Consider the following 22,356-nt stretch of genomic DNA (forward strand, 5'->3'; position numbering starts at 1 on the left):
CCGATTGGTACAGTCGTGACGTGGTGACCATGGACGACTCGCATCCCGAGGGCGAGGCCGAGCAAGGCGCGCACGGGACCCGGCGCGCACAACTGGTGGACGCGGCTGTCGACCACGTCGCAGAACACGGCATCGCGGACCTGAGTCTGCGCAGGCTGGGCGCCGCGATCGGCGTCAGCCACCGCATGCTGATCCACTACTTCGGCTCCAAGGAAAAGCTGCTGGTCGAGATCGTCCGGACGTCGGAGCGACGCCAGCGCGACGTGCTGTCCCGGCTCCGCCTGGAGCCCGGTCTCTCGCCCGCCGATGTCGCGCGGCTGCTGTGGCGGCAGCTCACAGCCCCTCGGCTGGCCGGTCAGCAGCGGCTCTTCTTCGAAATCTGCGGGCACGCGCTGCGCGGCCGCCCCGAGGCCGCCCCGGTCCTCGAAGGACTGGTGACGGACTGGCTGGAGCCGCTCGTGGCCGCCGAGGTCGGGGCAGGGGCGGACCCTGCCCTGGCCCGGAACCGGGCCAGGCTGGGACTCGCCACCGTCCGCGGCCTGCTGCTGGACCTGCTCGCCACCGGTGACCGCGCCGGCGTCGACGCGGCGATGGAGGAGTTCCTCCGGCTGTACTACGGCTCGGAGTGAGGAGTCACCGATCAGGCGTAACGACGGGGCCAGGCGTCGTACCACCGTTCTGACGACGCTCTCGGAGCTACACGTACGCCTCGACCTGCCTCGCAGGTTTCTTCGAGACACATACAAAGCGTCTGGAGAACCGTCCCACTTGGGTTCGGCCGCCGTTCCCCCCAGGCAGGCTGGGACTGTCGACGGCTGTGGTGAGCATCGGTTCCGGCAGGGTCCACGTCACCGGGGATGACTGGCACCCGGGCCGGCCATATCGGTGTCGGTGTCCTGGTGCAGGTCGAGGAAGAACCGGAGCCGGACACCGGGCTCGCCTGGCTCTCGCACCGCCTGGTCCGCCGGCGCGACTGCGCACCGGGCGGTGCGTTCCGGCCTACCGACCCGCCCACCCCGGCGCGAGCCTCACCACCGAGGACAGTGTGGGCGGGCCGGGTCGGCACGGATCAGCCGGTCACACCGCGGCCGGGAGCGCCAGGACCTCAGCGCGCCGGCCGATCACGCCGCTGCCTTCCGCTAATAGACGTGCGTGCACGTGTCAGCGCCGACCGTCGTGCAGGCCCAGGCGATCAGGCCCGCGTCGTTGACCATGGCCGTGTACGAGTGATAGACGGGGCTGTTCCAGTACTCCGCCCCCGAGCTGCTGTGGATGGACACGTAGTCTTGGCCGCCGCCGCTGATACGCCCCCATGCCGCCCGACAGGTCGGGCTGTACCGCAGTTCGAGCTTCCTGCCGTCGATGTACTTGGTGTCGGGGGAGAAGGCATCGGCAGCACACCCGGTCGTTTGCGGGTCCTGCCCCTGGCAGGATTTCGCGTAGCAGGTGGCCGCGGACCGCCTGGTCTGGCTGTCGTCCTGCGCGGAAGCGGACGGGGCCACCGCCAAAGCGGCCAGCGTCACGCCGGAAAGCGCCAGAGCACCGAAAAGTCTGCTCATCAGACTCCCTTTCGCTTGGATGGTGCGTCGGTAGCCGAGGTGTACCGTCACCAGACCGGGACGGGTCCCGGAACCCCCGCCGCCTTCGTCCGGCTCCAGGGTCCGCTTTCGAAGATCATCAGGTTCGTGGATCATGGCGGCGTGATACGTGACAGGTTCTAGTCCTGCGCGGTGCGCACGAGTGCAACCGCCCGTGCCGGGCTGCCTTGGCGCAGGCGGTGGCACGGCACGCGTCTGCCCGCCCGGCTCGCAAGGGGAATGGGCCACCGCCCACGACCACGGCGCGACCGACGAGCCGGCTGATCTGAACGTTCCCGGCTCCGCCGCGCCTGAGACGCCGGCGATCGAGGGGGCCTGGGCCGACGGCGAGGTGGCTGTGCGCACGTTCCGGACGTTCGTCGGTACGTGCGGCAGCGGCCCGGGGTGACCATCATGCTTCGAGGTGGAGGCCAGCGAGGAGCGGGAGTCGCTGCCAACGGTGTCGAAGTCGTCCACCGAGCTGTGACGCCGGCCCCGGCGGGCGCCCTGTGTTTCCCAGCCGGCCACGTCTGCGCAAGGATCGCGGCCGCGCCGTTCTCCGCCTGTCCTTCGCAGGTACATGGCTGTTCGCTCTGGTATGCACGGCGCACTGTACGTGGGCATGACCACCCTATGGATACTCTGTGCGCCCTTCCGCGTCCTCAAGGTGACGGAAATGATGAGGGCTCCGCACATGAGCCAGGTGATCCGCAGTCCCCTGTCCCGCCGGGCGGACTGGCGGCGAAGGAGGTCAGGGTGTTGCTTCTCATCTCCCCGGACGGTGTCGAGGAGGCTCTCGATTGTGCGAAGGCTGCGGAGCACCTCGACATCGTCGACGTCAAGAAGCCTGATGAGGGCTCTCTCGGCGCGAACTTCCCCTGGGTCATCAGGGAGATCCGCGACGTGGTCCCGGCGGACAAGCCGGTGTCCGCGACCGTGGGGGATGTCCCGTACAAGCCCGGCACGGTGGCCCAGGCTGCGCTCGGCGCGGTCGTCTCGGGAGCCACGTACATCAAAGTCGGCCTCTACGGGTGCACGACGCCCGATCAGGGCATCGAGGTCATGCGTGCGGTCGTCCGCGCGGTGAAGGACCACCGCCCCGAAGCGCTCGTCGTTGCCTCCGGATACGCCGACGCTCACCGCATCGGCTCCGTCAACCCGCTCGCCCTGCCCGACATCGCCGCTCGATCCGGCGCCGACGCGGCCATGCTCGATACCGCCGTCAAGGACGGGTCGCGGCTGTTCGACCATGTTCCGCCGGACGTCTGTGCCGAATTCGTCCGGCTGGCCCACGCGTCCGGTCTGCTCGCCTGCCTCGCGGGCAGTGTCAGGCAGACCGACCTCGCTCCGCTGACCCGCATCGGCACGGACATCGTGGGGGTGCGCGGAGCGGTCTGCGAGGGTGGCGACCGCAACGCTGGAAGGATTCAGCCGCATCTGGTGGCCGCCTTCCGCGCGGAGATGGAGCGGCAGGCCCGGGAGCACGCGGCCGGCGTCCCCGCGGTGAACTGATCACTGGCATGCCGATATCCGAGTCCGATCGCGTTCCCGGGCACCCCGCGTGTTTCGGCGTCGTCGACCCGGCGACCGGGGAGATGTTCGACGAGGCCCCCGACCAGCAGCCGGACGAGTTGGACGCCGTGGTCGACCGGGCCCACCGGGCCTGGCACGGTTGGCGGGCCGACCCTGCCGTACGCACCACTGCGTTGCGCGTGGCGGCCGACGCCGTGGAGGCGGTCGGCGATGACCTCGCTCAGTCGCTCACCCGGGAACAGGGCAAGCCCCTGGCCGAGTCGTACGCGGAGGTCGCCCGTACGGCGGCCCGCCTGCGCTACTTCGCCGACCCGGCCCCCAGAACCCGGCGGATCGTCGGCGGTCGGCCGGTGCGCAGCGAGAGTCTCTGGCCACCACTGGGGTCCGTCGCGGCGATCGTGCCGTGGAACTTTCCCCTCCAGCTCGCGGCGGCGAAGCTCGCACCCGCGCTCGCTGCGGGCAACACCGTGGTCCTCAGACCCTCCCCGTTCGCCCCCCTCGCCATCCGACTGCTCGGCTCCGTCCTCGCCACCGCCCTGCCCGAGGACGTCTTGACCGTCGTCACCGGCCGCGAACCACTCGGCGCCCGCCTCGTCTCCCAACCGGGCATCCGCCACGTCACTTTCACCGGGTCGGTGCCCACCGGGCGGGCCGTCGCCGAAGCGGTGGCGGCCCCGCTCGCCCGGGTCACCCTGGAACTGGGCGGCAACGACGCCGCCGTCCTGCTGGACGACGTCGACGTGGACCGGATCGCGGACCGGATCGCGGACCGGCTGTTCCGGGCCGCGTTCCGCAACTGCGGGCAGGTCTGCCTGGCGATCGCACGCGTCTACGCCCCGGTCCAGCTCCACGCCGAAGTCGTCGAAGCCTTCACCCAGCGCGCGAAGACCGTCGCCGTCGGTCCCGGCCTGGACCCTGGAACCCGGTTGGACCCGGTCGACAGCGCCCCTCATCTGGCCAAGGTCGCGCAGGTCACGAAGCAGGCCCTGGCGGAGGGGGCCCGGACGGCGGCCGGCGGCCATCGGCTGGACGGGCCCGGCTACTTCTTCGCTCCCACAATCCTTACCGACGTCCCGCCCGGCAGCCCGGTGGTGCCCGAGGAACAGTTCGGACCGGTCCTGCCGGTCCCGCCGGTGCTGCCGTACCGCAGCCTCGACGAAGCCGTCGACCCGGCCAACGGCACTGGCTTCGGCCTGGGCGGCTCCGTATGGGGCACTGATCTCGACCGGACCGGGGCGGTGGCCGAACGGCTCGAATGCGGCGCGGCCTGGATCGACCACCACGCCGAACTGTCCCTCGCCCAGCCCTTCGCAGGCATCAAGAACAGCGGTGTCAGCGTCGCCGGCGGGCCGTGGGGGCTCTACGGCAAATTCCGGCCGTTCGTCGTCCACCGCCTGCAGGAGGTCTGTCGATGAGATGCCAGGCGGCCGTACTGCGCTCGTACGAGGGCCCCTTCACGGTGGAGGAGGTGACCCTGCGCACGGAACCCGCGGACGGTGAGATCCTGGTCGAGATCGCGGGCTGCGGGATGTGCAGGACCGATCTCGCGGTCCGGCGATCGGCCGGCCGCAGCCCGCTGCCGGCGGTCCTCGGCCACGAGGGGGCCGGGGTCGTGGTGCGGACGGGCGGCGGCCCGGACACCGCGATCGGCGTCGGCGACCACGTCGTGCTGAGCTTCGACTCCTGCGGACACTGCCGCAACTGCCGCGGCGCGGCCCCCGCCTACTGCGACTCCTTCGCCTCCCTCAACCTCTTCGGAGGACGCGAGGAGGACGCGCCGCGGCTCACCGACGCGACCGGGGGAGCGCTGGCCCCCCGCTGGTTCGGCCAGTCCTCGTTCGCCGAGTACGCGCTCGTCCCGGCCCGCAACGCCGTCCGCGTCGACCCCGCACTGCCCATCGAACTGCTCGGGCCGCTCGGCTGCGGCTTCCTCACCGGCGCCGGAGCTGTGCTCAACGCCTTAGGCGTCGGCCCCGGCGACACCCTCGCGGTCTTCGGCGCGGGAGCGGTGGGCCTGGCCGCGGTGATGGCGGCCACCGCCGCCGGGGCGCTGACCGTGGCCGTCGACCGGCATCCCGGGCGGCTGGCCCTGGCCGAACGGTTCGGCGCGATCCCACTGCCCGCCGCAACGGCCGGACTGCCCGAGCAGATCCGGCGGCTGACCGACGGCGGCGCGCAGTACGCGCTGGACACCACGGCCTCGTCCCCACTCATCAACGACGCGCTCCGGGCACTGCGCCCGGCCGGCAGCCTCGGCCTGGTGGCACGGCTCCACACCGCGCTGCCGCTCGACCCGGGCACGCTGGACCGAGGCCGCAACATCCGCCACATCTGCGAAGGGGACGCCGTACCCGGACTGCTGATACCCCGGCTGACCGGGCTGTGGCAGGCCGGACGCTTCCCCTTCGACCAGATGATCCGCACCTACCCACTGGCCGACATCAACGAGGCTGAACGCGACTGCGACGCGGGCCGCGTGGTCAAACCCGTACTCCTTCCGGCGGGAAAAAGCCGATGACCAGGCACGCCGCATCCGGCAAGCAGGCACCTCGCACTTCCCACTCCCACCAACGGAGGAAACATGGTCGGCGCGGCACCGCAGCACACGGACGCGGAAGGCATGGACGCAGGCGTGGGGCTGACCGCCCTCCTGGTCGCCGCGGCACGGGCGATCGAGACCCACCGCCACGACAGCCTGGCCCAGGACATCTACGCGGAACACTTCGTGCGCGCCGCCCCGGCGTGCGCGGACTGGCCAGTGCGCATCCAGCAGGTCCCGGACGGCGACGGCAACCCGCTGTGGGGGCGGTTCGCCCGCTACTTCGGCCTGCGGACCAGGGTTCTCGATGACTTCCTCCTCCGGTCGGTCCGTACGAGCGCCCGCCAAGTCGTCCTGCTGGGCGCGGGGTTGGATACCCGCGCCTTCCGCCTGGACTGGCCGTCCGACTGCGTGGTCTTCGAGATCGACAGAGCGGGCGTGCTGGCGTTCAAGCATCAGGTGCTCAAGGACCTGTCGGCCACCCCCAGGGTGAAGCGCGTCCCCGTACCGGTCGACCTGCGCGCCGACTGGGTCACCGCGCTGACCACCGCCGGCCTCGACCCGGTCGCACCGAGCGTCTGGCTGGCCGAGGGACTCCTCTTCTACCTGCCAGGCCCCACCGAGACGTACCTCATCGACACTGTGGACCGGCTGACCCCCGAAGGCAGCGCACTGGCCTACGAAGCCAAGCTGGAAAAGGACCTGCTGAAGTACCGCGACAGCCCGATCTACACGGCGACGCGAGAACAGATCGGCATCGACCTGCTCCGCCTCTTCGACAAGGGACCACGCCCCGACTCCGCGGGCAGCCTGACGGTCAAGGGCTGGTCCACCTCGATGCACAGACCCTTCGACTTCACCCGCCGGTACCGACGGGGCCCGCTGCCCGAGCCCAACGATGCGTTGGAGGGAAACCGGTGGGTGTTCGCGCACAAGCCCTCGCCCTGATGCCCGCAACGCTCACGACGACGTCCGCCCGCAGGCTGAGGGCGGCGCCTGTCGCAGGCCCCGCTCGGTGGGACGCGTCCCGATGGAAGCGGCAGTTCGGTCACGTCGTAGCGGTGCCGCCCAGGGCCGGAAAGCCGCTGACGGACCGTGTCAGACGGCTCGGGAGGCCACCAACTGGTCACCCGGGATGCCGGCCAGGTCCGGCATGTAGTAGTCCTTGATGCCGGCGGCCCACGTAGCCACGGTGATGCGGTCCTCGGCGTCTGGGCCGAAGGCGTCGAAGAGGGCGTGGACGTTCGCCTCCTCGAAGCCGATCGCCGTCATCAGCGATACGAAGAGGGGGCGCTCGATCAGGCTGTCCCCGTCGGGGTCGCCGAGTGCGGAGAGGGCCTCGGCGAACTCGGCGATCGTGGGACCAAAACGCTCGGGGTCGAGCACGAACGGACGGAACTCGTCCACGGTGATCACACCGTTGCCATCGGCGTCCAGTTCAGTGGCCAGCGTCGTCCAGTAGCGGCGGAACGCGGCCCGGATGGCGGCCTTGGCGGCGTCGTCCGAAGCGTCCGCCGCCTCCAGAACACGGCCGGTCATCAGATCGAAGTCGTCGGAGTCGATGACTCCATTGCCGTTGGCGTCGAAGAGGGAGAAGACCAGCTCGACCCGCTTGGCGGCCTCGTCTCGCATTTTCCATCACCTGTCTTCTGCGACCCGACGATTCCGGGCCTGGGCCAATGAGGACCTCTGCTCGGCGTGTTGGGACACACGGCAGTCTCCCGCCAGATGCACTGATGCGACCGACCAGACCACGATGTCAGCGGCCTCGACTGCCCTTCCCAGCCCAGCACGTGCAGCGGCCATGACCCATAGAACCGCCATGACGAGCCGCAGGTTCTCGTTCTTCGCATCTAGTGACAAAAAGACTGCTGAATGAGCGTATGTGACAAGTCGGTTTCCTCGTCTGTGACAACCAGACTGCTTCGGCCGATCCCATTCGCCAGCTCATCCGACTGCGGTGGTGACAACTCCTGCGCTTCGGCTCACCGCCCATCCACCTCATCGACCGCGACAGGAGTCCGCTGGCCGACGCCGACCACGACGTCGTCCGCATCGCCGAAGCGCTGTGCCGCAGTCCGCACATCCGCAGCGTCGACGACGTCTCACCCGGGGACACAGCCCTCTGGTGCCGGGACGCGGGCGGTACCGGCTACGCCCTGCCCCTGTCCGGCGTGGAGCCGGTCCCCGGGAACGGCCCCCGTGGCGGGGCCTACGCCTGGGACGCTGTCGCCGCCGCGATCGGCAACCTTCCGGACTTCGTCAGCGCGGAACGAGTCAGCAAGCCCAGCGGCCTGAACCTCGACACCATCACCGCGATCACCCGCACTGACGACGAACACACACCCTGAAACTGACCACCACCCCCCCGCCCTCGCGCCGACAGCGTCGAGGACGTGCCGCCCGTCCCGGTCGGCCTGATCCTCCAGGCCGTCGGCCAGCTCCGCTCCCGCAGCGACGACAACCCCGACAATGCGGTATTCGACGCGGCGGCCGGCCTCCTGGAGCACATCGCCGGCACCTGGGACCAGCAGGACGATCCGACGCGCGAGCGCGCTGCGGCCCTCGCCCAGGCCCTGGTGCTGTAGGAGGAATCTGTCCGATGGCCGCATCCACGGCTACCCGGCGCGCGTACCGTGAGGACAGAACCCGCCGGGAGGACCGGATGAGCGCGCAGCCCGACCACGCACCCGTTACTGCCTCCCCCCCCCCCGCGCCCGGGGCGTCGGCCGAACTCCTCGCCCAACTGCTCGCCGACCGCCGCGCGGACACCTGCTCGCCGACCGCCGCGCGGACACCTGGGTGCCGGCCTTCGAGCGGGAGTGGGCGGCCGCGCTCAAGGCGTCGCGGCGCACGTTCTCCCTCGCGCCCCTGTACGCGGTCCTCCAGGAGTGGCAGGGACGCCTCGCCTCCGCCTCGGCCGTCGACGCGTTCGTCGCCTCCGGCTGTGACGACAGCGGCTTCATCGACATGGCGGAGCTGCGCGGGCAGCGCCGGTGACCGCACAGCAGCCGTAGGCGGTCCGCTTCTCCACCCCGGCCGCGAAGGCCCTCGCCACCCTGCCCGAGTACGTCGAAGACATGGTGTGGGACGTCTTGGACGCCGCCGTCGGCGACCCGTGCGATTTCGGGCAGCGGGACGCCGACGCCCCCGAGGGCGAGGACATCCGTCACGTGGCCGTCGGCCAACTCTCCCTCACCTACTGGGTGAACCGCCCCTTGCGCCGCCTGTCCGTCCTCACCATCACCTGGCTCGGGCAGCCGCCCGTGCAGACGTCCTGACCCCGGCATCGCAACTGGCCGGGGCAGGACGTTCCGCATCGCGGCCAGAGCCTGTCCGCCGGCCGCCGCGTCCTCGCTAGGGGCGGCTGCGGCGGTAGCGGTCTACCAGGGCGCGGGCCGCGTTGCTGTTCAGCCCCAGGGCTGCAGCGGCCTGCGCATAGTCGGCCGTGCGGCTGATTTCAACGGTCGGCCAGTACGCCTCCTGCGCGGCGATCACTTCCAGCCGGCGCACCGCCCGCAACGCCGCCAGAGGCGAGGACATGCCCAGTAACTCGATCTTCTCCTCCACCTGGTCGAGCAGAGCGGTCAACTCGGACGGCAGCGAAATGGCCGACCGCTCCACGTCAGCGGTGTGGGCGTCCCAGTCCTTGACGCAGGTTGCCGCTGTCTCCGCTCCCGCACAAGAGAGGTCTTGATCACCGATCTGATCCCAGTCCAGTGGGTACTGCGGACCCGTCCAGCCGCAGGAGCACACCGCGCGCAGCGCCGCCGCCCTCGGCGCGTTGACGAGGCTGTTGCCGTCGTAGGCGCTCCACTGCGACACCCACCTTCCGCAGGGGCCGCTGATCGCGTCGTAGTAAAGCGGTTCGGGAACGGTGCCGTCGGCCAGCAGCACACCGACCGCGCCTTCGTGCGAGGTACCGAACTCCGGTGTCGTGTACGTCTCACGCTCGCTCGCACTCATCGCACCCCTCCAGTTGGCCGATCGCGCCCGAATGCGTCCCGGCGGCGTGTCGATACGACGATGCCCCAGACTCGGGCCGCCCGACCACCCGAACCGCGAAAGGAGGTGAGTGTTCGACGCGCGTCGCCGGCCGGTGTCCACTCAGGCGTTGCTCCACGCCTCGAGAAACCGCTTGCGGTCATCCTCTGCGGGTGGTGTCGCGGCGGACGATCTCGTAACCGCCTTCGTCCAGGACGGCCACTGAGGCGAACCACAGGAGGTCGTCCTCGTCGGGCTGGACGACCACGAAGGTGTTGTCGGAGTCGTTGAGGTCGCTGATCATCATGGACAGCGCGTGACGGCGGTGCCGGCCCGTCGATGGGTGAGGAGTGCCTCCGATTCGGGGAAGGAGGAGCGGTCGACGCGTTCGACAAGGATCTCAATGGTGCCGGCGCATGTCAGGCCGATCGCACCGGCGTCGTCGCTGATTCCGTAGCGTTCCGGCACTGTCGTGCCGTACTGCAGTGCCTCCTGGGCCCTGTCGTCCACGGCTCCTTCCACGCAGCCCCCCGACACGCTGCCGATGACCTTCCCCTGTGGGGTGCAGATCATGACGGCTCCGGGCTGCCTGGGCGCCGAGCCGGTGGCGGAGACGACGGTGGCCAGGGCAGTCGGCGTGTTCCGAATTCGACCGGCGGTACAACTGCTGCCAGACGTCGTTCATGATGTGCTCGCGATGAGTTTGTCCTGGGTGAGGGGCAGGTCGCGGATACGGCGCCCGGTGGCGTGGTAGACGGCGTTGGTGAGGGCAGCGGTCATGCCGCACATCGGTGTCTCGCCGAATCCACGGGCGCCGAGAGCCTGGCTGCTCGGGTCCGGCCGGTCGATGAAGAGGGCCTGGATGTCGGGGATGTCGGCGTTGACGGGGATCAGATAGCCGGAGAGATTGCGGTTGACGAACCGGCCGTCCTGGGTGTCGAGCAGGGTGTGTTCGGTGAGGGTGAAGCCGACCGCCCAGATGAAGCCGCCGATGACCTGGCTGCGGATCGTTCTGCGGTTGAGGACGCGCCCGGGGTCGAAGGCTCCGAGCATGCGGGTGACCCGTACCTGGCCGAGTAGCGGGTCGACGCGTACCTCGGCGAAGACGGCCCCGGTGGAGTACTGCTCCCCGGACTCCTCCGGGGCTTCGGTGGTGACGTCGAGCGGTCGGCCGTGGCGGGTGAGTACCGCGCGTATGCTCTCGCGCCGCTCGGGCCGGCTCGTCCGGTAGAGGGTCCCGTCTTCCGCGGTGATCTCGTCGGCGGGCAGGTCGTGCAGCGGGGAGCGCGGGTCGGCGGTGGCGAGGCCGATCAGCGTCTGCCGGGCTTTCGTGCAGGTGCGGTTGATGGCGCTGCCGACGGCCGGAACGGTCGCGGAGGAGGCGGACAGCGACGCGTAGGGCAGGCTCGTGTCGCCGAGTATGAAGTCGATGTCGTCCAGGGGCAGGCCCAGCACCTGCGCGGCCATCTGTGACATGACCGTGTAGGTGCCGGTGCCGATGTCCTGGGTGGCGACCTGCACTCGCGCGGTGCCCTCGGTGGAGAGGGTGACACGGGCGGCCGCGCCGGGCATGCCGCCCGCGGTGTGTGCGGCGGTCGCCATGCCCCAGCCGATGCGGATGCGGCCGTCGCGCATCGAGCCGGGGCGGGGGTCGCGCTCGCTCCAGCCGAATGCCGCGGCGCCGCGCCGGTAGCACTCCTTGAGGTGTTTGCTGGGGAACGGCCTTCCGGTCTCGGGGTCGGTGGCGGCGTAGTTGCGCAGCCGCAGCTCGATCGGGTCCATGTCCGCCGCGTAGGCCAGTTCGTCGAGTGCGCACTCCAGGCCGTGGGCCGGCATGACCTCGGGCGAGCGCATCCAGGCCGGGGTGGGCAGGTCGAGCCGGACCGCCCGCTGCGCGATGTGGAGATTGCCGCAGGCGTACAGGCGGCGGGTGGGCACGCTGACGCTGGGCAGGAAGTCGTCCTCGGTCCGGGAGACCTGCTGGGTGGTGACGTGGTCGATGGCGGTGAGTGTGCCGTCCCGCCGGGCTCCGAGCCGCAGGCGCTGGTGGGCCTGGGAGCGGTGCCCGTGCAGGCTGTAGGAGTCGGAGCGGGACAGTACGAGCTTGACCGGGCGACCGACCTGCCGGGCGGCGGCAGCGGTGAGTACGGTGTGCGGCCACGGTGTCTTGCAGCCGAACCCTCCGCCCAGATACCGCGAGATGACGCGGACGTGCTCCTTCGGCAGGCGGAGGGCTTGGGCGATGCTCTCCTGGGCGCTGGTGACCCCCTGGCTGGTGTCGTACACGGTCACCTTTCGGCCCCGCCACACGGCCGTGGTTGCGGACGGCTCGATCGGGTTGTGGTGGTGGATGGGCGTGGTGTACGTGACATCGACGCGCAGGTCCGCGCGCGCGAGGGCGCCCTCAGGATCACCGCGGGTGGGTTCGTTGGGAGTGGGCGCTTCCCCGGGCTCCTCCTCGGGCGGGGGGACCCAGGCGTCGTCCATGGCGTCTTCGAAGACCGTCTGGATGGGCTGGGTGTCATAGGCGACCCGGACGAGCGTCGCCGCGTGCTGGGCCTGCTCCAGGGTTTCGGCCAGGGTGAGAGCGACCGGCTGGCCGGCGTGGTGGATCTCCGTGTCCTGCAGCGGGAGGAAGCGCTTGACCAGCAGATACGGTTCCGGGACCGTCAGGCGTGGCATGTTCCGGTGGTTCAGCACGGCGGCCACCCCGGCGGAGCGCTCGGCCTGCCGGGTCTCCAGGCGGGTGATCCGACCGCGGGCGACGGTACTGAGTACCAATACGCCGTGCAGGGCGCCGGGGATGTGCACGTCAGCGGTGTACTCGGCAGCTCCGGTCACCTTCACGTGGCCCTCGACGCGGGGCACGGGCCTGCCCACGATCCCGCTCATCGCCTGCCTCCCAGGTCGGTCAGAATGTTCGTCAGCGCACGGTGTACCAGCTCGACCTTGAACGTGTTGTGCTCGCGCGGCTGCGCGCCGCTGATCAGTGCCTGGGCGGCCGATGCGATGCTAGAGTCGGTCAACGGGCGCCCGCGCAGGGCCGCTTCGGCCTCGGCCGAGAGCCACGGCCGCGGTGCGATGCCTCCGAAAGCGAGGCGGACATCGCTCACCTCGCCGCCTTCCATGGTCAGGGCCGCGGCCACGGAGACCACGGCGAACTCGAACGTCGCCCGGTCGCGCAGCTTGAGGTAGCGGGAGTGGCGGGCCAACCGGCTCTCGGGGATGGAGAACCCGGTGATCAGCTCGCCGTGCCGCAGTGCCGTCTCCTTGTGCGGGGTCGTGCCGGGCAGGAGGTAGAAGTCCCTCAGGGGAATGGAACGTTCGCCCTGCGGGCCGAGCACGACAACGGTGGCCTGCAGCGTGCTCAGTGCGACCGCGAGGTCGGAGGGATGTACGGCGATGCAGTGGCGGCTGCCGCCGTGGATCGCGTGCCAGCGGTTCTGCCCCGTGATGGCCGGGCATCCGCTGCCGGGCTCGCGCTTGTTGCACGGGCTGCCGGCGTCGCGGTAGTACCAGCACCGCGTGCGCTGCATGAGGTTGCCGCCGATGGAGGCCCGGTTGCGGATCTGCGGAGAGGCGGAGGCCAGCAGCGCCTGGGAGAGGACGGGGAACGCCGAGCGGACCACCTCGTGGTCGGCGACCTCCCGCATCCGGGCCATCGCCCCCACATGCAACGTGCCGTCGCGCAGTTCGATGCCGGACAGCGGGACCTGATTGATGTCCACGACCAGATCAGGGGCGAGGACCTGGTCCCTGACGAGGTTCAGCAGTTCGGTCCCGCCCGCGAGGAACGTCCCGTGCGGGCGGGATGCCAGCATCTGCACGGCTTCGGAGGCACGCGCCGTGCGCGTGTAGTCGAACGGTTTCATCGCGCGTGCTCCCTCGCGGCGTCCCTTACGGCGTCGACGATGTTCGGATAGCAACCGCACCGGCAGAGGTTGCCGCTCATCCACTCCCGGATGTCGTCGTCGCAGCCCGCATGGCCCTCGTCGATGCAGGCGACGGCGGACATGATCTGCCCGGAGGTGCAGAACCCGCACTGGAAGGCGTCCCGGCGGATGAACGCCTGCTGCACGGGATGCAGTTCTTCGCCGCGGGCCAGCCCTTCGATCGTGGTGATCTCCCGCCCGTCCTCCATGACCGCAAGGGTCAGGCACGACTTGATGCGCCGGCCGTCGACGAGCACCGTGCAGGCGCCGCACTCACCCCGATCGCAGCCCTTCTTGGTGCCGGTCAAGCGGAGACGTTCACGCAGCGTCTCCAGGAGGGTCCCCCGGGTCTCGACGGTGAGGCGATGAGTTCTGCCGTTGACATGGAGCGTCACGTCGGCGGTCGGGGCAGGTGGTGCGGCCCGCTCGTCCGCACGGGCGGCGGTGATCGGCACACCGCCGGCGGCGAGGAGCGTGGCGGTGAGGCCACCGGCTTTGAGTACACCGCGGCGGCTGTGCCCGCCGCTGGGTGCTTCGTCGTTGTCGGACATCCTGCTGCGTCTCCTCGGCGGATCGCGGGCGGTTCTGGTCGCGGGTGGTTCGGTTGTCCCGTGGCTCAGAGGGACCGGAAGAGGACTGAGTGAGACAGGCCGCTGTGACACGGCCGTGAGAAGCGGCCCGAGGTGATAACGAGGCGCCTTGCATCAAAACCATAGCAGATTCGATGCACCCTGTCTCGAAAAGGTGGCGTGCCGACTTCGCGGCGGCCGAAGGCCGGACCCAGGGGCACCGCGCTGCCGCACCCGCCTCGGTCCGTCACCGGGGGAGCGGTGCGCGATGTCTCGATACTCTGTCGGCATGACCGGTTCCGTTGCCCCCGGGCGTCCACGCAGTGAGACCGCCCGCGTCGCCGTCCTGCGCGCCGTCGACGACCTGCTCGTCGAGATCGGCTACTCCGCGATGACCATGAAGGGCATCGCGGAGCGCGCCGGAGTGGGACGGATGACCGTCTACCGGTGGTGGCCGACCAAGGCCCACATCCTGATCGAAGCCTGCGACGAGGACGCGCGCAGTGAGCTGGCCGTCACCGCACACCCGGACCCGGTGCGCACGATGACCGACTTCCTGGCCGGGCTGGCCGCCTTCCTCACGGACTCACCCGCAGGCGCGGCGTACCGGGCCCTGCTGGGCGAAGCCCAGCACGACTCCGAGGTCCGCCGCCTCGTCGCCGACGCCGACCTGCTGGGGGCACCGGCCCGCGCCGTACTGGATCATGTACGGACCCGCCTCGGCGCGGTACCGGAAGACCAGTCCGCCGTCGCCGAACTGTGCGGACCGCTCGCCCTGTTGGTGATGACAGGCGCACCCGCACCATCACGCCCGTCCCTGCGCGCGATGGCCCGTCGACTCGCCACGGCCTGGGCCTGACCGGTCAAGGGCCCGTGCATCCTGACCATGACCGAACTGCGGCAAGCGTCGGCCGAGGAGTACCGCGCCGTCGGGCGCTCCTGCTTGGGCGCTGACCCCCTGGGACCAGCCCGGAAAGCAGTCGGTCCGTCGCACCAACAGGTTCACCTCGCCCGGCCTATCGGTTGCCGAGCGAGGTGCTGCCCGGCATCGTGAACATCGAACGCAGGCCGAATGACGCCTTCCAGCGCGCGGAACGATCGCTGTCACCACTCGCGAACAAAGCCACCCGAGCTGGCACTTACGCCAGATCAAAACCATTCGTCAACGGCCGCGACGAGGATGCTTGCCTCGAAGCGGACCGCGAGCTTGTCGACCGGGTCGCCGCCTCGCTTGACTGACTGGCCACTCTCCTACATGCTTCACTCATGCCCAGACCGAGGAGCGACGACAAACGCGCGGCAATCCTGGCCGCCGCCACACGAATCATCGCGACTCAGGGGCTGGGGGCGGCGACGGCGGCGATCGCGAAGGAGGCCGGCGTCTCGAACGGGTCGCTGTTCACCTACTTCGACACGAAAGCAGATCTGCTGAACACGCTCTACCTGGAGCTGAAGGGGGAGATGGGGGCAGCCGCACTCGGGGGCCTGCCCGCAGCCGATGCGCGCACTCAGATGCTGCACATGTGGTCGCGATGGATGGACTGGGCGACAGCCAATCCCCAAAAACGCCGCACACTGGCGCAGCTCCAGGTCTCCGACGAGATCACGGCGGCCACCCATGAGTCCGCAAGCCGGATCATGGCAGGCATCGGGGAGGTTTTGGAGCACATCCGGGCGAACGGCCCGATGCGCGACGCCCCGGCGACTTTGGTCTTCATGCTGTGCAATGCCCTGGCCGAGGCCACTATCGACTACATCATCGGCGACCCGGATCGCGCCGACGAACACAAGCAGTCCGGTTTCGACGCGCTCTGGCGCATGATCGGCTGACTCACCCCGCCCCTGGTCCACACCCTCGGTTCCACGCATACCCATCAATGACTGACTAGTCAGATGGCTAAGGAGCGTCATGTCCGACAAGGCTTACGTCATCACCGGCCCGACCTCCGGCTTCGGCCGCCGCACCGCCCTCGAACTGGCCGAACACGGCACCGTCGTGCTGGTCGGGCGCGACGCCGCCAAGCTCGACGACGTACGCGGATGCATCGAAGGCAGAGACGGAGAGGCCGTGACTGTCGTCTGCGACCTCTCGGACCTGACGAGCGTGCGACGCGCCGCCGCTCAGATCATCGAGCTCGGTCTCCCGATCTCCGGCGTGCTCAATAACGCCGGCATCTTCCCCAACCGTCCCGGCACGAACGTCCTCGGCTGGGACACCGCCTACGCGACCAACCACATCGGGCCTTTCGTGTTCACGGAGACGCTCATGCCCCACCTCGAAGACGGCACGCAGGTGGTGTTCATCGTCTCCGCCGTGGAGGACCCGGAGCGCAAGCCCGCCACCATGTCCGGCTTTCGCGGCGCCCGGTACATCTCCGCCGAGGCGAGCACCCGAGGCGAGTGGAAGCCCGGGGGCTCGAAACTTCCCGGCGGAGACGCCTACGCCACATCCAAGCAGTGCAACCTGGCAACGGTGCTCGCTTTCGCCCGCGAAACACCCCGACTGCGATTCAACGCCATCGAGCCCGGCTTCGCCCCCGGCACGAATCTCGGCCGTGATGCCAACCTGTTCCTGCGTCTGCTGTCGAAGTACGTGCTCTCGCCTGTGGCCCCGCTCGTCAAGTACTGGACCAACCCCGCCATCGCTGCTCGCATGATCACCCGGATACTCACCGACGAGTCGGATGCCACCGGCGTCTACTACGACGAGAAAGGACGTCCGATGCGGGGTTCCACGCAGGTGCACGACCCCGCGTTCAACGCGCGGGTCGTCGCCGAGACCCGTGCGCTACTGGGGACAGTTCCCGCCTGAGGAATCCTTTGCTCTGCGCGCGAGCGAGGTCACGCAGTGCGCGAGTCACGGTCGCCGACGGGAACCACCGGACCGCCGGCCACCCAAAGCCGAACGGACTCCGCGGCCGGACGAGGTATCCGATTCCGCCTCGGCCTGACGGGGCCCCGAGCAAGTGAAGCAGGGGCGCGGGGTGCGGTCAGGACCGTGCGGTTCCCCCTCGGCGGTGGGCGCGGGTCGCTCCGGTGACGACGAGGGCTCCTGCGATCAGTGTGATGAGGGCGGCGGCGCGCAGCGCGGTGTCGGCCCCGCTGACGAACGCCAGCAGCACGGCGACGACGTCGTGGTGGGCGGAGCCGAAGAAGCCGGCCATCAGGGACAGGGCGACGACGAAGACCATCATGAACCGCCAGTGCTTGCGGCCCAGGAGGAACGGGCGGTCCTCGGTGCTGTACCACCAGGAGGTGCTGGACATCGTCGTGAAGCTGAACGCGGCGAGCGGGACGACGATCGGCAGCCAGAAGCGCAGGTCGTCGTCGGCGGGCAGATGCTGGCCCCTGCGGTCGCCCATGTGGTGCAGGAACCACAGGTACAGCGGGATGCTCACGAGCGCGTACAGCCACAGCACCACCCGCATCGCCCAGTCCGCCGGGCCGATGGACGTTTTCCCCTTCGCCATGGTCACGACGGTAGTGACCAGCGCCTCGGACCGGTGCGTGTTCGTGAGAACCAGCCACCCATCCGGCCAGAACATCCGACGCAAGACCCGTCTCAGTTGTAGCGGCCCTCGCGCTTTGAAGCTCGCGCATCAGGACGGCCGCCCGGATCGTTCCGGGCGGCCGTCGCCTGTTTCTCGGTGAGATGCCGGTCAGTCGCCGGAGTCCTGGGGGAGACCGTCGTCCAGGATGATGCGGATGGTCTCGCCTTGTCCGGTGAGGTTGGTGAGTTCGACCGCGATGCGGTCGTAGGTAGTCATGGCGAGTGCGTAGTCGGCCTGCAGCGGGGTGGCGGTGGAACGGGTGTTCCACAGCTCGATGAGCAGGGCGATGAGGGAGCGTCCGGACAGGACGGTCTGAACGCGGCCTTCCTTGATGTCCTCGACCGAGGGCGGGGTGCGGAAGTGGCTGTGGTCGACGGCCAGGGCGGCGAGCCACTCCCAGGTGTCGCGGTGCGCGATCAGTTCGGCGGAGGCCACACCGGCGGCCTTCAGCAGCAGGACGCCGTGGGCGACCTGCGGATCCACCGCGTCGGCGGAGGCCTGCGGCGTGGCGGCAGAGGGCTGACTGGCAGGGGCGCCGGTGCCCTGGTAGGCGGCCTCGATGGCCCTCTTCAGCGCGAGGTCCTGGTCCTCGCCGGACTCGGGCTGCGGCCGGTGCCCGGTGTTCTCCATGGTTCCCCCCTGGGAGTCGGTGTCGGTTGAGACAGGCGGATGACCTTCGGTGTCGGCGGACGTGCCGTAGCCGGCTTCGGGTTCGGGTGGCTGCGCACTCTCCCCGGGATGGGTCTGCGTGCCCTCGCCGGACGGGTCACCTGCCCCCTCGGACGGAACGAAGGGACGCAGAACGTCGACAAGGTCCAAGAGCTGCCGGAGCTCGCCTCGCGTCTCGTTCAGGTCGCTGATCATCCGGTCCTGACGGCGACGGACCTCCCGGTTCTCCTCACGCAATCCGGTGACGCCCGCCTGGAGCTGCTCCAGGATCTTCAAGCGGCTCTGCGTGACGTCACCGTGCAGTGCGGTCAGCCCGACCGTCGGGTCATCGAGGCGATCGAGACGTGCGAGTTGCTGTCGTATCGCCTCCAGCTCCTTCATGGCGTCGCCGAACGCGTCTTTCCACCCCACGTGACCCCCTGATTACTCCAAGCATGCGACCGCCCATATCTCCCCACCGGGAACTGGAGTGACGCGACGGTTTCCAGCCCTTCCCTGGCCAGGACCCTCCGCCCCCTCTTCGCACGCCATTCGTACGCGATTCGTACGGTAAAAGTGCGCGAAACTTACGGTTCATGGGGTAGAGTGTTGGTCAGGAGGTGTTCCATGTCCGAGTTGTTCGACGCGGTCGACGCGCTGGTCGCGTCCCGCTCTCCGCTGCCACCGGCGGAGGAGCGCAAGCGGCTGCGAGTCGCGCACGGTCTGACGCTGGACGACGTCGCCGGCGCACTGAAGGTGCGGCGGGCCACGGTGTCCGGATGGGAGTCGGTGAAGAAGCCGACCGAGCCGCGCGGCCCGGAGCGTGAGGCGTACGCCCGGCTGCTGAGGCAGCTCGCGGAGCTCTACCCCGCCTCGGAGGAGCCGACCGCCCCAGTGCCGGCCGCGTTCACCGGTGCGCTCACCGCGGAGGAACCGCGGACTCTGTCCACAGAGGAGGCGTCCGAGGCTGCGGTCATGACTGCAACCGAGAACACCCAGACCCCTGCCCCTGCCCCCGTTGCCGCTGATCCGGCAGCCGCGCCCCGCCCGGCGCGCACCACCAGGCCGTCGTCGACGTCGCGTCGTCCGGGTGCGAAGAAGGCGGCCCCGGCCGGGACCCGGGCGGGCGGCACCGACCCGCGGTTCGAGAACGGGCCGCTGGCGGTCGTCGACGTCGAGGACGGGCAGGTGCTGGCGTACTGCACCGGCGGCCTGGTCCTGGACGTGCCCGCCAAGAGCATCCCGGCCCTGGTCGACTGGACGCTACGCGAGGCCAAGCTCGGTCAGCCGAAGCTGTCCGGGCCGGGCAAGGACGCCGACCCGCTCATCGTCCTCACCGAGGCCGCGCTGGAGCGCTACGGCCTGCCCGTCACGCTCACGGAGGAGGAGCGCCTCGCCGGGCGCCTGCCCGAGGGCCACAAGGTCATCAAGCAGCTGGTCCGCGCGGAGTGGAAGCTGACCAAGCGCGGGTTCGGCCCGTGGGCGCGGATCTACCGGCCCGCGACCGGGTCGGAGCGGGCGTGTGTGCAGCTGTGCATCCCGTCGTGGAACGCGTTGGACACCCGGCACTGGGGTGAGGCCGGGCAGCTCCCGCCGGCCGAACTCGCCCGCGTCCTGGGCGTGTACGCCTCCCGGGTGATGACGCCGCGCGGCTCCACCGCCGTGACCGGCCTCGAGCTGATGACCGCGCTGCACCCGCCGACCCGCGCCTCGGAGCCGGACGCCGACGGCAAGCGGCACTCCGAGCACAACCCGGGCTCGCTGGGCAAGGACGCCATCGACCCGATGAACTGGCCGCCGTGCGAGGTCCCCGACGGCCACCCGGTCCTCAAGGACCTGCCGCGCTTCCACGTGCGCGGCCCGGCGGAGAAGCTGTTCGAGGAGGCGTACGACTGGGCGCGGCCGATGACCGACGCGGAGTGCACCCTGCGTCACCTGGTCGGCATCGACGTCAACATGGCCTTCGCGGCCGGAGCCAACGGCCTGACCGTCGGCCTCGGTGAGGCGACGCACGTCAAGGCCCCTGCGTTCGACCCGAAGCTGCCCGGCTCGTGGCTGGTCGACCTGTCCCACGTCGACCTGTCCCGCGTGAAGGTCGGCAAGGAGTGGGTGGAGCTGGACGGCAGCCTGCTGCCCTCCCCGTTCACACCGAAGGGCGAGCGCCCGACCGGCCCGGCCTGGTACGCGACGCCCACCGTCGCCTACGCCCAGGAGCTGGGCTACGAGGTGCGCCCGCTGGAGGCGTGGGTGCGCTATGAGAACGGCCGCTACCTGGACGGCTGGTACAACCGGCTGCGCGACGCCTTCCTCGCCACGATGGCCGACCTCGGTGTCGACGCCGACCTGTCGCCGGAGGACTTCCTCGCGGCGATGGACGGCTACAAGGGTCGTGACCCGGAGCTGGCGATCGTCGTGTCGGCGGTCAAGGCGACGGTGAAGGGCGGCCTGGGCAAGCTCCGCGAGCGCCCGCGCGGCGAGGGCTGGCGGCCCGGCGAGCCGTGGCGCGCCCTGTCCCGCCCGACCTGGCGGCCCGACATCCGGGCGGCGGTCATCTCCCGCACCCGCATCAACCTGCACCGCAAGATCGTCAAGCACGCGGCGTTCACCGGGCAGTACCCGATCGCGATCCTGTCGGACTGCGTCGTCTACGCCGCCAACGGCGAGAGCCCGCTGGACTTCCTGCCCTACCGGGAGGGCAAGCCGCTGCCCGGCGGCTTCAAGCTCGGCATCAACCCCGGCCTGGTCAAGCACGAGGGCACGCAGGACGTCCTGTGGGGCGAGGAAGTCCGGGAGCGGTTCAACGCCCCGCAGCTCAACCTCGCCCGGTACATCAAGGACGGCACCGTCACCGACGTCGACAACGGAGAGTAGGAGTAGGCGATGAGCCTGTTCGGGGACGGCCTGGACGCCGCCGTGCAGAAGGCGTTCACGCGGCCGGCGCCCAAGAACGCGGGCCCGCAGATGCGGTACCTGGTCAAGCAGCTCAAGGGCACGAAGGCGGTCGCCCAGATGCTGCGGGTCTCCCAGCGCACCGTCGAACGGTACGTGAAGGACCAGATCAAGAAGCCCCGCCCGGACCTCGCCGCGCGCCTGGAGCGCGAGGTGAAGAAGCGCTGGCAGCCCCAGATCAGGGCCAAGGCCAGGGCGAAGGCGGCGAGCACGGGCGGCATCGTCATCGACGCCCGCGCCCGCATGGGCTACACCGCGCCGATCGGGTCGACGGACCAGGACCGCATCCGGCACCTGACCGTCGCCTTGCCCCCGATCTACGCCGCCCGCCTCTTCGACGCCCAGGAGCAGGGGGCCAGCGACGCCCGCCTCCAGGAGATCGCCGCCGAAGCCCTCAAGGAGGTGTACTTCCAGGACGGCGGCCGCCGCGCCGGCTCCCTGGAGGAGGTCCGGTTCACGGACATCGAGCACCTCGAGTTCGAGCTCTAGCAGCCGCGCCCCGAACAGCCCGCGAGCCCCGGACCGAGTTGGTCTGGGGCTCGCTCGCGTATCCGCGGGGGGTCGGATGGTCATGCACGCGATGCCCTGTCCAACGACGCTGCGGCGCCTCAGTCACCTGCACCGGAGCAATGCAGGTGAAGCCGTCCGGCGGCTGCTCCCGCACGCCTACGATGCGCTCGTGCGGAACACGAAGGCGTTCAAGGAAGCCGTTGCCCAGACGCTCGCGGAGCTGGCCCGCCGGGAGGTGACCCTTGCGCCGGCGACCGTGGAGGACACGATCGAGAAGCAGATCACCACAGTGGCGGAGCGGCTCGGGATCCAGGTGCGTTCCGCCTGGCGGTACTTCGACGCCTCCGTCACGGCCGACCGGCTCGCGCAGAGCGTGGCGTCGTACGAGGACAGCAGCAGCGAGAAGGGCGTCGGGCAGGCCCCTATGCCGCCGATCGGCAACCCGGAGCTCGCCCTGGTCCTTGCCGGGGTGCCGGACTCCCTGGCGCAGACCGGCGGCGACCTGTACGCGGTCATCATCAACGTGGCCGTCAACGCATGGATGGCCGGCCACATCCACGGCGA

26 protein-coding genes and 1 pseudogene are annotated in these 22,356 nt (G+C 70.0%); 16 read left to right on the plus strand and 11 right to left on the minus strand.

Annotated elements, in window-relative coordinates; genetic code table 11:
• Positions 1-29 precede the first annotated feature (29 nt).
• Positions 30-629, plus strand: a complete 600-nt coding sequence (locus ACFY32_RS28855; RefSeq protein ID WP_390675787.1) for a TetR/AcrR family transcriptional regulator — start codon at positions 30-32, stop codon at positions 627-629.
• Positions 630-848: 219 nt separating this feature from the next.
• Here the strand turns inward: ACFY32_RS28855 and ACFY32_RS28860 are convergent.
• Together ACFY32_RS28860 and ACFY32_RS28865 are read right to left on the minus strand one after the other, a co-directional pair.
• A pseudogene (locus tag ACFY32_RS28860) lies at positions 849-974 on the minus strand (DUF6207 family protein); the annotation flags it as partial.
• A gap of 165 nt (positions 975-1,139) precedes the next feature.
• Positions 1,140-1,694 (minus strand): DUF2690 domain-containing protein, encoded by a 555-nt coding sequence (locus ACFY32_RS28865; RefSeq protein ID WP_390675761.1) that lies wholly within the window; start codon positions 1,692-1,694, stop codon positions 1,140-1,142.
• 639 nt (positions 1,695-2,333) lie between these two features.
• On the opposite strand from ACFY32_RS28865, the gene ACFY32_RS28870 reads away from it, so the two are divergent.
• The 4 genes from ACFY32_RS28870 (at position 2,334) to ACFY32_RS28885 (ending at position 6,597) form a co-directional block, all read left to right on the plus strand.
• Positions 2,334-3,089, plus strand: coding sequence for a (5-formylfuran-3-yl)methyl phosphate synthase (locus ACFY32_RS28870; RefSeq protein WP_390675762.1), 756 nt, complete (start codon positions 2,334-2,336; stop codon positions 3,087-3,089).
• Between the two features lie 8 nt (positions 3,090-3,097).
• Positions 3,098-4,525 (plus strand): aldehyde dehydrogenase family protein, encoded by a 1,428-nt coding sequence (locus ACFY32_RS28875; RefSeq protein WP_390675763.1) that lies wholly within the window; start codon positions 3,098-3,100, stop codon positions 4,523-4,525.
• On the plus strand, positions 4,522-5,628 hold the full coding sequence (locus ACFY32_RS28880; RefSeq protein ID WP_390675764.1) for an NAD(P)-dependent alcohol dehydrogenase: 1,107 nt from the start codon (positions 4,522-4,524) through the stop codon (positions 5,626-5,628). The genes ACFY32_RS28875 and ACFY32_RS28880 overlap by 4 nt, the downstream gene beginning before the upstream one ends.
• Positions 5,629-5,691: 63 nt before the next feature.
• The gene (locus ACFY32_RS28885) at positions 5,692-6,597 is read left to right on the plus strand and encodes a class I SAM-dependent methyltransferase (RefSeq protein WP_390675765.1); all 906 of its coding nucleotides are present in this window, start codon (positions 5,692-5,694) and stop codon (positions 6,595-6,597) included.
• Positions 6,598-6,747: 150 nt separating this feature from the next.
• On the opposite strand, the gene ACFY32_RS28890 is transcribed toward ACFY32_RS28885, so the two are convergent.
• The gene (locus ACFY32_RS28890) at positions 6,748-7,281 is read right to left on the minus strand and encodes an EF-hand domain-containing protein (RefSeq protein ID WP_390675766.1); all 534 of its coding nucleotides are present in this window, start codon (positions 7,279-7,281) and stop codon (positions 6,748-6,750) included.
• A gap of 542 nt (positions 7,282-7,823) precedes the next feature.
• Between ACFY32_RS28890 and ACFY32_RS28895 the strand changes: the two genes are divergently transcribed.
• From ACFY32_RS28895 to ACFY32_RS28910, 4 genes are all read left to right on the plus strand, one after another.
• The gene (locus tag ACFY32_RS28895) at positions 7,824-8,000 is read left to right on the plus strand and encodes a hypothetical protein (protein ID WP_390675767.1); all 177 of its coding nucleotides are present in this window, start codon (positions 7,824-7,826) and stop codon (positions 7,998-8,000) included.
• Positions 8,001-8,045: 45 nt separating this feature from the next.
• Positions 8,046-8,237: a hypothetical protein gene (locus ACFY32_RS28900; protein ID WP_390675768.1), complete on the plus strand. Its 192-nt coding sequence runs from the start codon at positions 8,046-8,048 to the stop codon at positions 8,235-8,237.
• Positions 8,238-8,451: 214 nt separating this feature from the next.
• The gene (locus tag ACFY32_RS28905) at positions 8,452-8,649 is read left to right on the plus strand and encodes a DUF6247 family protein (RefSeq protein WP_390675769.1); all 198 of its coding nucleotides are present in this window, start codon (positions 8,452-8,454) and stop codon (positions 8,647-8,649) included.
• Positions 8,650-8,729: 80 nt separating this feature from the next.
• Positions 8,730-8,930, plus strand: a complete 201-nt coding sequence (locus tag ACFY32_RS28910) for a hypothetical protein (protein ID WP_390675770.1) — start codon at positions 8,730-8,732, stop codon at positions 8,928-8,930.
• Between the two features lie 76 nt (positions 8,931-9,006).
• Here the strand turns inward: ACFY32_RS28910 and ACFY32_RS28915 are convergent, their stop codons facing one another.
• The 6 genes from ACFY32_RS28915 to ACFY32_RS28940 all read right to left on the minus strand — a co-directional run bounded on the left by ACFY32_RS28915 (position 9,007) and on the right by ACFY32_RS28940 (position 14,116).
• Positions 9,007-9,615: a hypothetical protein gene (locus ACFY32_RS28915; RefSeq protein WP_390675771.1), complete on the minus strand. Its 609-nt coding sequence runs from the start codon at positions 9,613-9,615 to the stop codon at positions 9,007-9,009.
• Positions 9,616-9,793: 178 nt separating this feature from the next.
• Positions 9,794-9,940, minus strand: coding sequence for a hypothetical protein (locus ACFY32_RS28920; RefSeq protein WP_390675772.1), 147 nt, complete (start codon positions 9,938-9,940; stop codon positions 9,794-9,796).
• Positions 9,937-10,281 carry an XdhC family protein gene (locus ACFY32_RS28925; RefSeq protein ID WP_390675788.1) on the minus strand — a complete coding sequence of 115 codons (345 nt, stop codon included), beginning with the start codon at positions 10,279-10,281 and terminating at the stop codon, positions 9,937-9,939. The genes ACFY32_RS28920 and ACFY32_RS28925 overlap by 4 nt, the downstream gene beginning before the upstream one ends.
• A 33-nt stretch (positions 10,282-10,314) precedes the next feature.
• Complete coding sequence (locus ACFY32_RS28930) at positions 10,315-12,525, minus strand: xanthine dehydrogenase family protein molybdopterin-binding subunit (RefSeq protein ID WP_390675773.1); 2,211 nt, start codon at positions 12,523-12,525, stop codon at positions 10,315-10,317.
• The gene (locus tag ACFY32_RS28935; RefSeq protein ID WP_390675774.1) at positions 12,522-13,505 is read right to left on the minus strand and encodes an FAD binding domain-containing protein; all 984 of its coding nucleotides are present in this window, start codon (positions 13,503-13,505) and stop codon (positions 12,522-12,524) included. The genes ACFY32_RS28930 and ACFY32_RS28935 overlap by 4 nt, the downstream gene beginning before the upstream one ends.
• Positions 13,502-14,116 carry a 2Fe-2S iron-sulfur cluster-binding protein gene (locus ACFY32_RS28940; RefSeq protein ID WP_390675775.1) on the minus strand — a complete coding sequence of 205 codons (615 nt, stop codon included), beginning with the start codon at positions 14,114-14,116 and terminating at the stop codon, positions 13,502-13,504. Before ACFY32_RS28940 ends, ACFY32_RS28935 begins: the two co-directional genes overlap by 4 nt.
• A 307-nt stretch (positions 14,117-14,423) precedes the next feature.
• Between ACFY32_RS28940 and ACFY32_RS28945 the strand changes: the two genes are divergently transcribed.
• The 4 genes from ACFY32_RS28945 (at position 14,424) to ACFY32_RS28960 (ending at position 16,946) form a co-directional block, all read left to right on the plus strand.
• Positions 14,424-14,993: a TetR/AcrR family transcriptional regulator gene (locus tag ACFY32_RS28945; protein ID WP_390675776.1), complete on the plus strand. Its 570-nt coding sequence runs from the start codon at positions 14,424-14,426 to the stop codon at positions 14,991-14,993.
• Positions 14,994-15,184: 191 nt separating this feature from the next.
• A complete protein-coding gene (locus ACFY32_RS28950) occupies positions 15,185-15,373 on the plus strand; it encodes a hypothetical protein (protein ID WP_390675777.1) in 189 nt (62 codons plus the stop codon).
• 27 nt (positions 15,374-15,400) lie between these two features.
• Positions 15,401-15,964 carry a TetR/AcrR family transcriptional regulator gene (locus tag ACFY32_RS28955; protein ID WP_390675778.1) on the plus strand — a complete coding sequence of 188 codons (564 nt, stop codon included), beginning with the start codon at positions 15,401-15,403 and terminating at the stop codon, positions 15,962-15,964.
• Between the two features lie 79 nt (positions 15,965-16,043).
• Positions 16,044-16,946 (plus strand): SDR family NAD(P)-dependent oxidoreductase, encoded by a 903-nt coding sequence (locus ACFY32_RS28960; protein WP_390675779.1) that lies wholly within the window; start codon positions 16,044-16,046, stop codon positions 16,944-16,946.
• 178 nt (positions 16,947-17,124) lie between these two features.
• On the opposite strand, the gene ACFY32_RS28965 is transcribed toward ACFY32_RS28960, so the two are convergent.
• Both ACFY32_RS28965 and ACFY32_RS28970 read right to left on the minus strand, forming a co-directional pair.
• Positions 17,125-17,604 (minus strand): hypothetical protein, encoded by a 480-nt coding sequence (locus tag ACFY32_RS28965; protein ID WP_390675780.1) that lies wholly within the window; start codon positions 17,602-17,604, stop codon positions 17,125-17,127.
• 189 nt (positions 17,605-17,793) lie between these two features.
• Entirely contained in the window at positions 17,794-18,735 is a 942-nt protein-coding gene (locus tag ACFY32_RS28970; RefSeq protein WP_390675781.1) for a hypothetical protein, read from the minus strand.
• Positions 18,736-18,960: 225 nt separating this feature from the next.
• Here ACFY32_RS28970 and tap point away from each other — a divergent pair, with 225 nt between their 5' ends.
• From tap to ACFY32_RS28985, 3 genes are all read left to right on the plus strand, one after another.
• Positions 18,961-21,204, plus strand: coding sequence for a telomere-associated protein Tap (tap, locus tag ACFY32_RS28975; protein ID WP_390675783.1), 2,244 nt, complete (start codon positions 18,961-18,963; stop codon positions 21,202-21,204).
• Between the two features lie 9 nt (positions 21,205-21,213).
• Complete coding sequence (gene tpg, locus ACFY32_RS28980) at positions 21,214-21,771, plus strand: telomere-protecting terminal protein Tpg (protein WP_390675784.1); 558 nt, start codon at positions 21,214-21,216, stop codon at positions 21,769-21,771.
• A gap of 190 nt (positions 21,772-21,961) precedes the next feature.
• On the plus strand, positions 21,962-22,356 hold a 395-nt coding region (locus ACFY32_RS28985; protein WP_390675785.1), incomplete at its 3' end, for a hypothetical protein.

This window comes from Streptomyces sp. NPDC000134 (genome assembly GCF_042899225.1).
GTDB lineage: Bacteria > Actinomycetota > Actinomycetes > Streptomycetales > Streptomycetaceae > Streptomyces.